Origin of the sequence: Faecalicatena contorta, from assembly GCF_021531895.1 — a bacterium.
Taxonomy (GTDB): Bacteria; Bacillota; Clostridia; order Lachnospirales; family Lachnospiraceae; genus JAFBIX01.
The window spans coordinates 1-13043 of record NZ_JAFBIX010000039.1; the positions used below are offsets into that span (position 1 = coordinate 1).

The 13043-nt window shown below is 38.9% G+C and carries 12 protein-coding genes and 1 pseudogene; 12 read left to right on the forward strand and 1 reads right to left on the reverse strand.

Annotated features, from left to right (window positions below; all coding sequences use genetic code 11):
- Positions 1-509 precede the first annotated feature (509 nt).
- The 10 genes from JQM81_RS12475 to JQM81_RS12520 all read left to right on the forward strand — a co-directional run bounded on the left by JQM81_RS12475 (position 510) and on the right by JQM81_RS12520 (position 9095).
- Positions 510-1691 carry an iron-containing alcohol dehydrogenase gene (locus tag JQM81_RS12475; RefSeq protein ID WP_235234070.1) on the forward strand — a complete coding sequence of 394 codons (1182 nt, stop codon included), beginning with the start codon at positions 510-512 and terminating at the stop codon, positions 1689-1691.
- A 138-nt stretch (positions 1692-1829) separates the two neighbouring features.
- A complete protein-coding gene (locus JQM81_RS12480; RefSeq protein ID WP_235234071.1) occupies positions 1830-2717 on the forward strand; it encodes a sulfide/dihydroorotate dehydrogenase-like FAD/NAD-binding protein in 888 nt (295 codons plus the stop codon).
- On the forward strand, positions 2717-4105 hold the full coding sequence (gltA, locus tag JQM81_RS12485) for an NADPH-dependent glutamate synthase (protein ID WP_235234072.1): 1389 nt from the start codon (positions 2717-2719) through the stop codon (positions 4103-4105). The genes JQM81_RS12480 and gltA overlap by 1 nt, the downstream gene beginning before the upstream one ends.
- 146 nt (positions 4106-4251) lie before the next feature.
- Entirely contained in the window at positions 4252-5028 is a 777-nt protein-coding gene (locus JQM81_RS12490; protein WP_235234073.1) for a ZIP family metal transporter, read from the forward strand.
- An 80-nt stretch (positions 5029-5108) separates the two neighbouring features.
- Complete coding sequence (locus JQM81_RS12495; protein ID WP_235234074.1) at positions 5109-5822, forward strand: YczE/YyaS/YitT family protein; 714 nt, start codon at positions 5109-5111, stop codon at positions 5820-5822.
- 24 nt (positions 5823-5846) lie between these two features.
- Positions 5847-6698, forward strand: a complete 852-nt coding sequence (locus tag JQM81_RS12500) for a DegV family protein (RefSeq protein ID WP_235234075.1) — start codon at positions 5847-5849, stop codon at positions 6696-6698.
- Positions 6699-6762: 64 nt separating this feature from the next.
- Entirely contained in the window at positions 6763-7485 is a 723-nt protein-coding gene (locus JQM81_RS12505; protein ID WP_235234076.1) for a DNA alkylation repair protein, read from the forward strand.
- An 8-nt stretch (positions 7486-7493) separates the two neighbouring features.
- Positions 7494-7973 (forward strand): 23S rRNA (pseudouridine(1915)-N(3))-methyltransferase RlmH, encoded by a 480-nt coding sequence (gene rlmH, locus JQM81_RS12510; protein WP_235234079.1) that lies wholly within the window; start codon positions 7494-7496, stop codon positions 7971-7973.
- A 12-nt stretch (positions 7974-7985) separates the two neighbouring features.
- Positions 7986-8471, forward strand: coding sequence for a GNAT family N-acetyltransferase (locus JQM81_RS12515; RefSeq protein ID WP_235234081.1), 486 nt, complete (start codon positions 7986-7988; stop codon positions 8469-8471).
- Positions 8472-8483: 12 nt separating this feature from the next.
- The gene (locus JQM81_RS12520) at positions 8484-9095 is read left to right on the forward strand and encodes an HAD family hydrolase (RefSeq protein WP_235234082.1); all 612 of its coding nucleotides are present in this window, start codon (positions 8484-8486) and stop codon (positions 9093-9095) included.
- A 148-nt stretch (positions 9096-9243) separates the two neighbouring features.
- Here the strand turns inward: JQM81_RS12520 and JQM81_RS12525 are convergent.
- Positions 9244-9930: pseudogene (locus JQM81_RS12525) on the reverse strand (IS1634 family transposase); the annotation flags it as partial.
- 32 nt (positions 9931-9962) lie between these two features.
- On the opposite strand from JQM81_RS12525, the gene JQM81_RS12530 reads away from it, so the two are divergent.
- Both JQM81_RS12530 and JQM81_RS12535 read left to right on the forward strand, forming a co-directional pair.
- A complete protein-coding gene (locus tag JQM81_RS12530; protein ID WP_235234087.1) occupies positions 9963-11132 on the forward strand; it encodes a glycoside hydrolase family 30 protein in 1170 nt (389 codons plus the stop codon).
- Between the two features lie 19 nt (positions 11133-11151).
- Positions 11152-12798, forward strand: a complete 1647-nt coding sequence (locus JQM81_RS12535; protein ID WP_235234089.1) for a glycoside hydrolase family 43 protein — start codon at positions 11152-11154, stop codon at positions 12796-12798.
- The last annotated feature ends 245 nt before the right edge of the window (positions 12799-13043 follow it).

A 13043-nucleotide genomic window follows, 5' to 3' on the forward strand; every position in this document is an offset into this window, starting at 1 on the left:
GAAGAATCAGTTAGTTATTCTGCCAGTTTTTTGATAATATCTTTACTATGATCTTTCCCTCTGCATGACGCGCAGGAATTCTCCCAGATGAGGAAGTTGCGGACTTGGGGGATGTCAGGCGAGAAGACGGATGGAATGGTTGCCGTTCGTTGGACAAGCGCTAGAATCCGTTACAGGAAAAGAAGCAGATATTATGTGTGAAGATTTGGCTTCAAGCCAGATCTGAGAAGGCTGCTGAGCCTCGAAATCATCAAGATTTCGGGGTGAATCAGCCTGGTCACAAAATATCTGCTTCTTTTCCTGTTATGGATTCTTAGCGAAGGACTCCGTAATGGCAACCATTCCATCCATCCTCTCGCCGTACACACCCAATCACCAACTAACGCATCTAAATTCCTATTGTTTTGAAATAAATACAATTTGTTTAGTGAATCCTGTTGCGTTAATTATTTAACAGAGATATAATATTGACAATAAATTAACAATATAGTAAAAAGGAGATGCGCAAAATGAGTAGATTTACATTACCAAGAGACGTGTACCATGGAAAAGGTTGTTTAGAGGAATTGAAGAATTTAAAAGGTAAAAAAGCAATTCTTGTAGTCGGTGGTGGTTCTATGAAACGTCAGGGATTTCTTGACAAAGCTGTGAACTACCTAAAAGAAGGTGGCATGGAAGTAGAATTGTTTGAAGGTGTTGAACCGGATCCGTCTGTTGAAACGGTTATGAAAGGCGCAGAAGCTATGCGTAAGTTCGAACCAGACTGGATCGTTGCAATGGGTGGTGGATCACCGATTGATGCTGCAAAGGCTATGTGGGCATTTTATGAATATCCAGAGACAACTTTTGAAGATTTATGTATTCCTTTCAACTTCCCTGAATTAAGACAGAAGGCAAAATTTGCTGCAATTCCTTCTACATCTGGAACAGCTACTGAGGTAACAGCTTTTTCTGTTATTACAAATTATCAGACAGGTGTAAAATATCCACTTGCTGACTTTAATATTACACCGGACGTTGCAATTGTTGATCCAGATCTTGTAATGGGACTTCCTGTAAAACAGGTTGCATATACAGGCATGGATGCATTGACACATGCAATAGAGGCTTATGTATCAACATTGAATTGTCCATTTACGGACCCACTCGCTTTACAGGCAATTGAGATGGTATTAGATTATCTTCCTGCTTCATATAATTGCGATATGGTTGCCAGAGAGCAGATGCATTATGCACAGTGTTTAGCAGGTATGGCATTCTCCAATGCATTACTCGGTATTGTACATTCAATGGCCCATAAGACAGGTGCAGCATTCTCAACTGGCCATATTCCACACGGTTGTGCAAATGCAATTTATCTTCCGTATGTAATCAAATATAATGCTAAAGATCCAGTTGCAGCAAAACGTTATGCTGAGATCGCGCGCAGAATGGGACTTGCAGGAACTTCTGAAAAAGCATTGATTAACAGTCTATGTGAAAAAATTGATGATTTCAATGTTAAATTAAATATTCCTAAGACTTTAAAGGATTTTGGTATCAATGAAGATGAGTTTAAAGAAAAAGTTGCCAAAATTGCAGAATTAGCTGTTGGTGATGCTTGTACAGGCTCCAATCCAAGAGCAATTGATCCTGCTACAATGGAAAAATTGTTTATATGTACATATTATGGAACAGAAGTTGATTTTTAGATAAAAAGTCAGAAAAGCAGATGCCATGTGGCGTTTGCTTTTTTGGTGCAAAAACAGTTAATATTTTAACATAAAACTTGATATTTTTCTTAGGATACATTATTATGAAAGAAGTATCAAATATTAGGAGGAAGCAAGATGTACAAGATATTAAAAGCCGAAAAACTGGCTGATAAGATTTATCTTATGGACGTAGAAGCTCCGCGTGTAGCTAGACATTGTGAGCCTGGACAATTCGTTATCGTTAAGATGAACGAAAAAGGGGAGAGAATTCCACTCACAATTTGTGACTACGATAGAGAAGCAGGAACCATCACGATTGTGTTCCAGGAAGTTGGAGCATCTACTATTAAGATGTCCCAATTAAAAGCAGGGGATGCATTCCGTGATTTTATTGGTCCATTAGGATGCCCATCTGAATTTATTAGTGAAGATCTGGAAAGTCTGAAGAAGAAAAAGATTTTATTTGTGGCTGGTGGTGTTGGAGCCGCTCCTGTTTATCCGCAGGTAAAATGGATGAAAGAACATGGTATTGATGTTGATGTTATCGTGGGCTCTAAGACAAAAGATATGTTAATCCTAGAATCAGAAATGGAATCTGTTGCGGGTAACTATTATCCATGTACAGACGATGGTACATATGGTCATGCTGGAATGGTTACTACTAAAATCGAGAAACTGGTAGAAGAAGGAAATAAATACGATGTCTGTGTAGCAATCGGACCAATGATCATGATGAAATTCGTATGCCTGTTGACAAAGAAACTTGAGATTCCAACGATTGTCAGCATGAATCCAATCATGGTAGATGGAACGGGTATGTGCGGTGCCTGTCGTCTGCATGTTGGTGATGAGATTAAATTTGCCTGTGTAGACGGACCTGAATTTGACGGACACCTTGTGAACTTTGACGAGGCAATGAAGAGACAGCAGATGTACAAAACTCAGGAAGGACGTGCAATGCTGAAATTACAGGAAGGTGACACACATCACGGTGGATGTGGTCATTGCGGAGGTGACGAGTAATGGCAGATGTATTAAAAAGAGTGCCTGTAAGAGAGCAGGAACCAGAAGTAAGAGCAACTAATTTTGAAGAAGTATGTTACGGATATAATAAGGAAGAGGCAATGGAAGAAGCAAGCCGTTGCCTGAACTGTAAAAATGCCAAATGTATTCAGGGATGTCCAGTGTCCATCAATATCCCAGGTTTTATTTCAAAAGTAAAAGATGGAGATATTGAGGGGGCATACAAAGTAATCGGTGAATCTTCAGCTCTTCCAGCTATTTGCGGTCGTGTATGTCCACAAGAGTCTCAGTGTGAATCCAAATGTATCCGTGGAATTAAAGGTGATGCAGTATCCATTGGTAAATTGGAAAGATTTGTCGCTGATTATGCATTGGAAAATGATATTAAACCAGCAAAAGCGGAAAAAATGAACGGACATAAAGTCGCTGTCATTGGTTCAGGTCCTTCAGGACTTACCTGTGCTGGTGATCTTGCAAAATTGGGGTACGAAGTAACTGTATTTGAGGCACTGCATGAACTTGGTGGTGTTTTAGTATATGGTATTCCTGAATTTCGTCTTCCAAAGCAGAAAGTTGTTAAGAAAGAAATTGAAAAAGTTAAAGAATTAGGCGTTAAATTTGAGACAAATGTCGTAATCGGTAAATCTACAACCATCGATCAGTTGATGGAAGAAGAAGATTTTGAAGCAGTATTTATTGGTTCTGGTGCTGGTCTTCCAATGTTCATGGGAATTCCGGGAGAGACGGCTAACGGCGTATTCTCTGCGAATGAATATTTGACAAGAAGTAATCTGATGAAAGCATTTGATGATTCTTATGATACACCTATCGCAGCTGGAAAGAAAGTTGCAGTCGTAGGTGGTGGTAATGTAGCAATGGATGCTGCAAGAACAGCCCTCCGTCTTGGAGCAGAAGTTCATATCGTATACCGTCGTAGTGAAGCAGAACTTCCAGCCAGAGTTGAAGAAGTACATCATGCAAAAGAAGAAGGAGTCATCTTCGATCTTTTGACCAATCCAAAGGAAATCCTTGTTGATGAAAATGGATGGGTAAGAGGTATGAAAGTAATCAAAATGGAACTTGGCGAACCAGACGCTTCTGGAAGAAGACGCCCAGTAGAAATTCCAGGTTCTGAGTATGAGATAGAACTTGATACAGTTATCATGTCACTTGGAACATCTCCAAACCCATTGATTGCATCTACAACCAAAGGACTCGAGACAAACAAGAGAAAATGTATCGTGGCAGAAGAAGAAAACGGTCAGACATCAAAAGCCTGCGTATTCGCCGGTGGAGATGCAGTAACCGGAGCTGCAACAGTAATCCTTGCAATGGGAGCTGGAAAAGCAGGAGCAAAAGGAATCCACGAAATGTTATCAAAGAAGTAAAAATGTTAAAAAGGGGACGTAGACTTTTTGCAAAAGTCTACGTCCCCTTTTGCACTTTATGGTGTACCAAAATAAAAAATGCCCTGTACCCAAATGGAGATTTGTGGTATGCTTATTAAAGTGTAAAAAGAAAAGAGGACATATTTATGGTAATTTTTCTAGGGTTAATCATACCTTTTATCGGAACGACCGCAGGCGCTGCCTGCGTTTTATTCATGAGAAATGAATTAAAGCCACAGATTCAGAAGGCGCTTCTTGGATTTGCGGCGGGAGTCATGGTTGCTGCTTCTGTATGGTCTCTTTTGATTCCAGCGATGGAGATGTCGGACTATATGGGAAAGTTTGCATTTGTTCCGGCAGCAATCGGATTTCTACTTGGAATTGCTTTTTTATTAATCTTGGATCAGGATATTCCGCATATGCACATTGGATCGGATGAGACAGAAGGACCAAGATGTTCACTGAAAAAGTCTACTATGCTCGTATTGGCGGTTACCATTCATAATATTCCGGAAGGAATATCAAGCGGAGCTGTCTTCGCAGGTCTGATAACAGGAAATACAAATGTGACACTTGCAGGTGCATTTTCTCTTGCGATCGGAATTGCGATTCAGAATCTTCCGGAAGGATTTATTGTATCACTTCCGATTCGAAGTGAGGGTGGAAGCCGGGGAAGAGCATTTTTGCATGGAATGTTTTCAGGAGTTGTAGAACCTATCGCCGGTGGCATTACCGTTCTTCTGGCCTCTTATGTCACGCCAATCCTTCCTTATCTTCTTGCTTTTGCAGCAGGTGCTATGATTTATGTCGTAGTAGAGGAACTGGTACCGGAATCAGCAGAAGGAGATCATAGTAATATAGGTACTATTGGTTTTTCAGTTGGATTTGTGTTGATGATGATTCTGGATGTGGCATTGGGTTAGCATTGGATTAGCATTGGATTAGACAGATAAACCAGGTCGGCATTATAAAACAGAAAAACAACAAGAACAGGATAAATATTATGAAGCAAACAAACATTTTAAGAGGAATTTTTTATATTGTTGGTTTATTAGTACTGGCATTGGGAATTATATTAAATACAAAAGCCGGGCTGGGAGTTTCTCCGATTATTTCCGTATCTTATAGTATATCAATGATTTTAAATATGAATTTCGGCAATATGACGCTGATTCTTTACAGTAGTTTTGTAGTGGTGGAGATGTTTCTACATACAAGAGAACATTTTCGAAAGGGAAAGTATCTGAACTTAAAGGTGCAGTTATTAAAAGATGCGCTTCAGTTTCCATTAAGTTTGATTTTTACTCGATTTATGAATTTGTTCTCAGCATTAATTCCGGCTTATGATACGCCTGGAGTCCCTGTTTTTTACCAAAGTATGACTGGCAGAGTTATGATACTGGTCATTGGGATTATATTAACAGGAATTGGCGCTGCAGTATCTCTGAATATGCGGTTAATTCCGAATCCTGGTGATGGAATTGTACAGGCCATTGCAGATACAGTAGGAAAAAGTGTAGGCCTTACAAAGAATTGTTTTGATTTGTTTAATATTACATTTACAACTTGTGTAGGTCTTATTTCTGCCGGTGAAATAATCGGTATCGGTGTCGGTACTGTTCTGGCAGTCATTGGTGTCGGGCGCGTAATTGCAATATTTAATCATTTCTTGAAAGAAAGAATGGGTGTACTTGCAGGAATAGAAGAATGGAAATAACGATTGAGAAAGGATGCGATTGAGATGGTGAAGATTGTCTCAGACAGTACCTGTGATTTGTCGCAGGAATTACTACAAAGATACGATGTATCCATACTGCCTTTGCATATTTTGTTAGGAGAACAGGAGTATGAAGACGGACAGGATATATTCCCAGATGAGATTTATCAATGGTCGGACAAAAACAAGACTACTCCTAAGACTTCAGCTCCAGCTCTTGACAGGGCTATGGATTTGCTGAGACCATATGTGGCAGAAGGAAGAGAAATCATTTGTTTTGCGATATCTGAAAGTATGTCTACATCAGCAAATGTGATGCGTATTGCTGCAGAAGAACTAGAAGCAGAGAAGCTGGTTACAGTGATTGATTCTGCCAATCTTTCTACTGGTATTGGATTATTGGTAATTGAAGCAGCAACTATGGCGCAAAATGGGAAAAATGCTCAGGATATTGTTAAAAAAATTGAGGAGTTAAAGCCTTTTGTACGCGCAAGTTTTGTGGTTGATACATTAACATATCTTTACAGAGGAGGGCGATGCAGCGGACTCGCAGCAATGGCTGGCGGCGCATTAAAACTGCATCCTAAAATTGTTGTGGAAGATGGTGCAATGAATCCAGCCAAAAAGTATCGCGGCAAAATGAAGAAAGTTCTGATGGATTATGTTAAGGATATGGAAAAAGAGCTGAAACAGGCTAAAAAAGATCGAGTATTTATTACGCATTCAGGCTGTGATCAAGATATTATTCGAGAGATTTATCAGCATTTGGACAGCTTGAATATTTTTAGTGAAATTTTAGTTACAAGGGCAGGCGGAGTCATATCCAGCCATTGTGGTCCGGGTACATTAGGTGTTTTATTTATCTCTAAAGTTTAATATTTTATTTCAGATTCAAATAAAAGAAAAGCTATATGCATAAGAAAAAATATACGGTGAAAGTATGGAAAATATTTTTGAAAAAATTCGAAAACAATTAATAGATGTGACAGACGAAAAATATCTCGAATTTAATCGTTCTCTTGTGCCAGGAGATAATTCGACCATGCTTGGAGTACGTGTTCCAAGACTTCGAGAGTTTGCGAAAAGTATTGCTAGAGAAAATGGTCTGGAATACGTAAATGCCGTAAAGGAGCAAGAAAAGCAAGGTAAAGTCTATCATGAAGAACTATTGCTTCATGGAATGATTATTGGATATATGAAATGTAGCCTGGATGAGAGAAAAAAGCTGTTAGACGATTTTGTCCCAGTAATCGACAGTTGGGCAGTGTGTGACAGCAGCTGTATGACCTATAAATTTATGAAAAAAGACATGGATTTATGGTTTGAGTATTTAATGAAATACCTAGACAGTACACAAGAATATGAACTTCGCTTTGCCATTGTATCTCTTTTAGACTATTTTGTAACCGAAAATTACATCGAAAGAGTACTCAGAATATTGGGTGATGTAAAGCATGAGGCCTATTATGTTAAAATGGCAGTTGCATGGGCGGTGTCCGTTTGTTACGTTAAATTTCCTGAACTTACCTGGGATTTACTTGCCGGAAATCAGCTAGATGATATTACTCATCAGAAATCTATTCAAAAAATCCGGGAATCATTCCGTGTCAGTAAAGAAGAAAAGGAAAGACTTAACACTTTGCGTCGGGCAAAGAAGGGATAACTATATTTATGAAGATTACATTAATAACTGTAGGGAAAATAAAAGAAAAATACCTGAAAGATGCTATTGCAGAATACAGCAAACGTCTAAGTCGATATTGTAAACTGGAGATTATAGAAGTTACCGATGAGAAGACGCCGGATCATGCAAGTGAGAGTGTAGAAGACGCAATTCGTTCCAAAGAAGCTGAGAGAATCCAGAAGTATATCAAAGAAGATGCCTATATAATTACTCTTGAGATTGGTGGAAAACAGCTCGCCTCTGAAGAACTTGCAGAAAAGATTGACAAATTAGGAATTCAGGGTGTCAGCCATATCATCTTTATTATTGGAGGCTCTATTGGACTTGGGAGAGAAGTACTTTCCAGGTCAGATTATGCACTTAGTTTTTCTAAGATGACATTTCCACATCAGTTGATGAGAGTCATTTTGCTGGAGCAGATATATCGAAGTTACCGAATTATCAATGGAGAACCATATCATAAGTAATGGAGGTTTTAAATGAGTGAACAACAGAAAGTTACTTTTCGGTATGCAGTTCGCGAGGATGCTGCATTAATTCTTCGGTTTATTAAAAAACTTGCGGAATATGAAAAAATACCGGAGTCAGTCTACGCTACAGAAGAGTTTCTGGAAGAGTGGATGTTCGATAAGCAAAGAGCAGAAGTAATATTTGCACAGATTGACGGAAAGGAAATTGGATTTGTTTTCTTTTATCAGACATTTCCTGCTTACCTTGGAAAAGGCGGAATCTATATTGACGATTTGTATGTTGATCCAGAATACCGGGGAAAGGGTTATGGAAAACAGATGATAAAGTATATGGCAAGAACAGCTCTGGAGCGTGATTGTGGAAGAATGGAATGGTGTTGTCTGAACTGGAATCAATCAAGTATGGATTTCTATCGCTCAATGGGTGCAATACCACTTGATGAATGTACAATTTTTCGTGCGCCTGAAAATGTATTAAAGGCGATTATAGAGTAGGTGTGATTTATAATGATAAAAAATATTGTTTTCGATATGGGCAATGTACTTCTTGATTATAATCCAGATGTCTGCCTGAATTATTTTCTGGATAATGAAGACGACAAAGCTTTGATTAAAAAAATATTATTCAATGGGCAGGAATGGATAGATGCTGACCGGGGACTGCTGACTGATGAGGATATATATGAGCGTGTAAAGGATCAGATTCCAGAGCGCCTTCATCCTGCACTTAAGAATTGTGCAACGAGATGGCATATGTGTATGAAACCTGTCGATGGTGCAAAAGAATTCTGTGAATATGTGAAAGAAAATGGATATCATCTATATGTTCTGTCTAATGCAAGTACCTCTTTTTATGACTATTTTCCAGAATTTGCACCGATTTCATATTTTGATGGAATCGTGGTATCCTGTGATATACATATTATAAAACCGGAAAGAGGTATTTATGAATATTTACTGAATCAATATCAACTCATTGCGGAAGAATGTTTCTTTATTGATGACAGACCGGAAAATATTGAAGGCGCAAGGCAGATTGGAATGAATGGGGTAGTATTTTACGGTGATTTCCAGGAAATCAAAGAATTACTCTTACAGATAACAGACGAAAGAATATAGTTAGCAGACCAATTTGGCTGCTTTGCTTGACATATGCAGACAGGATTGCTATGATAATCCCATCTTTGACAGTTAATAAAAGACAAAACAGCCGCAAAGCCTGTATTTATGGGCTATGTGGCTGTTTGTTCGTTTGCATCGATATGTGCTATATTTTTGCTTTTGTGCTAGTTATCTTTTTTGTCTTTGAAATAATTCCTCGCATGGAGGCTTTTGATATAAATTCAAAGTCTGTTCTTAATCCAAATGAACTGTGAAGAGCATCTGTTAGTTTTGTGCGTTTGTAAGAAGGAATGTAACCACTGTCCTTGCTTAATAGTGTCATATTCATACCACGTAATGTTTCCAAAATCTGAGTGCATGTAAACCCTTCCCCCAGTTTCTTTTCTAATAATCTATATACTAAGAGACTGATATAACACGTAAGAAAATGTGCTTTGATACGATCGTCTCTCTGTACATAGACGGGTCTGGCTTCAAAATCGGATTTCATGATTCGAAAGTTTTCTTCGATTTCCCAACGTTGCTTGTTAATCTTAATGATTTCCGATGGGTTATCTTCAAGGTTTGTTACAACAGCATAAAAACCATCATACATGGATTCTTCATTTATGCGTTCTTCATCCAATTCATAAACAGACTTATCTGCGATTTCACCATCTGGTGTAATGCTAGTCTTTTGAATGAATCGTGCAGGGTCGTTTTGATTCTTTCCTCGTCTGCATTTTCCTGGAGACTGAATCATTTTCAGTGCACGGTCAATCTGACGACTACGAATTTTTTGTTGATAAGCTTTATATTTAGGAGAGTAAGTAACAATAATCGTTTCATCCATTCGGAGGTGCAATTACTGATGCCGCAGGATATGTGTTTTCTCACTTATCCAGCGAACAACAGGACAAAATGTTATCAACTTATTTTGCATCGGAACATATGGGATATAATCAAGTCAGAATTCATATGGACAGTTGTGATTTTTCCACCCATATGTATGAAGCAGATCCATATAAGGATGATACGGAACTTGAGAAATTTTCTTTCGCAGATACTGAAAAATACATTATCCCATTATTAGAAGCAGCGGAGAAAAAAGCCGGAAAGAAGTTAAAAATCATGTTGTCTGCATGGTCACCGCCGGCATATATGAAGACCAACCATGGAAGAAAAGAAGGCGGTTCTCTGAAATACGAATATCGTGCACGTTGGGCAGAATATCTGTGCCGATATATCAGAGAATTTAAAGACAGAGGATTTGAAGTTGTGTGGATGTCTGTACAAAATGAGCCAAAAGCTGTTCAAGACTGGGATTCCTGTGTCTATACAGCAGAAGAAGAGAAAGTATTCTTAAGAGATTATCTGGTACCAGCTATGAAAAACCATGACCTTGATGATATCGAAATATTCATCTGGGATCATAACAAAGAGCGCATTTTTGACAGAGCAGAAGCAATCATTGATGAGACAACAGATTCTATGGTTGATGGACTTGCTTTTCACTGGTATAGTGGAGATCACTTTGAGGCATTAGACCTGGTTCATCAGATTCATCCCGACAAAAAACTGATACTTTCCGAAAGCTGTCTGGAATTTGGCAAATATGATAAAGATGCTGAAGCGGAGAACGCCGCTCGCCTCGCCCATGATATGATTGGAAATCTTAATCATTGGATGGTTGGTTTTTATGACTGGAACATATTACTAGATGGAGAAGGCGGACCGAATCACACGCAGAACTACTGCGAGGCTCCTTATATGTTTGATATGGAGAATGACCGGTTAATAGATCGCATGTGTCTGGGATATTACTGCCATTTCGCAAATTTTATAAAGCCAGGAGCAATAAGGATTGCAAGCACAAAGTATACAGATCAGTTAGATCTGACGGCTTGGAAAAATAATAATGACAGTATAGTATTTGTATTGCTGAATCGGCAATCAGAATCTAAGACTTGTTATCTTCGTATTGCAGGTCAGCAGTTTGAGTTTGTGATTCCGCCGAATTCCATTATCACTGGACAGATAGAAGAGAATTGTTAATATAGGGAGAACATAAATTATGATAAAGAATCCAATACTTCCCGGATTTAATCCGGATCCATGTATCTGCAGAAAAGGGGAAGATTATTATCTTGCAGTTTCCACATTTGAATGGTTTCCTGGAATTCCAATCTACCATTCTAAGGATCTGAAGAACTGGGAACTATATACTCATGTTCTGACAGATGACCAGGAAGTAGACCTAAAAAAATTACCTTCTGCGAAGGGAATCTGGGCACCTTGCCTGACTTATTGTGAGGAAGAGGATCTGTTCTATGTGGTATATGGCATTATGAATTCTATGAATGCCAGATACTTTGACGTAGATAATTATCTGATCACAGCAAAGGATATCAAAGGTCCATGGAGTGAACCGGTCTATCTTCATTCTTCTGGCTTTGATGCATCAATATTCCATGACGATGACGGACGTAAATGGGTTGTATCCCTTGAATGGGAGACGAGAGAAGGCTATGAAAAACCAGGAGCAATCTGTATGGTGGAATATTCACCGGAAAAGAAAGAAATCATTGGTTATCCAAAGCGAATCTGGAGTGGCGGAACAGACAGAGGCTGTATTGAAGCACCCCATTTGACTAAAAAGAATAGCTATTATTATATTATGTGTGCAGAGGGTGGCACAGGATATAATCACTGTGTGACCATGGGACGTTCAGCTAATATCTGGGGGCCATATGAAAAAGATCCCAAAAATCCAATTGTGACATCGGTTCCGGGAGATTCTTATGAGCGTCATGATCCAGATCATTTAAAGCCGAAATACTATAATTCAGAATCTGTACTTCAAAAATCAGGACATGGAAGTTACGTAGAGACACCGGATGGCGAAGTCTATCTGGTTCATCTGACTGCACGGTCGTTTGTACCGGAACTGCGCTGTACACTTGGAAGAGAGACGGCAATTCAGAAAATGATGTGGACGAAAGATCATTGGCTTCGCATGGCAGACGGAAGTAATCTGGCAAAGGTTGAAGTTCCAGAAAGCACTCTTGCGGAATATCCGGTTGCACAGATTCCGGATTATGATGATTTTGATTCCGAAGAACTCGGCATCTGGTATTATGCTCCAAGAATGATGCCTCAATCCTTTGCAGATGTAAAGGCTCGTCCGGGTTACGTCAGAATCCGCGGACAAGAATCCCGTACATCACTGAATAGGGTCAGTATCCTTGCCCGCAAGCTTACAAGTGTCTATGCCAGAATTACAACAAAAATGGAATTCGTCCCAGTAGTTCATCAGCATAGTGCTGGGCTCATCTTATATTATGACAATATGAATTATATCAATCTCAGAAAATATTACAGTGAAACGTTGAGCCAGAGTGCATTGTCAATTATTCAGCTTGAAAATGGAGAGAAAACAGAATTCTTAAATTCTCGGATTCCGATAGAAGATGGCCCAGTCTATCTGCGACTCTACATTGAAGGACGTAAGTCCTGGTTCGAGTGGAGCCTGGATGGAAACAAGTATCAAAAGATTGGAAGAGTCTTTGATACAACAAAATTTTCGGATGAATATTGCAAATATGGAGAATTTACAGGAACCATGGTAGGAATCACCTGTGCCGACCGTGTCAAGCACAAACATTATGCCGATTTTGACTTTTTCGAATATGTTGCAGATGAAGACAAAAATGTAGAATAAAAGAAAACAAAAAAAGATTGTCTCCGTTGAAATTCGTATGTATAATAGCAGTAGCAAATACGAATGAACAACGGAGGCTTTTTTATGACATTCAAAGGGAAAATCGATATATGGTGGTATGTAGTTATCGCACTATTAAATGGGGTTACATTGGGAATTACACTCAATGTCGGATTTACAACGGTATGGGGATATCTGATTTTATTAGTTTTAGTAGATTTATATTCTATTCCCGTATTATTTAG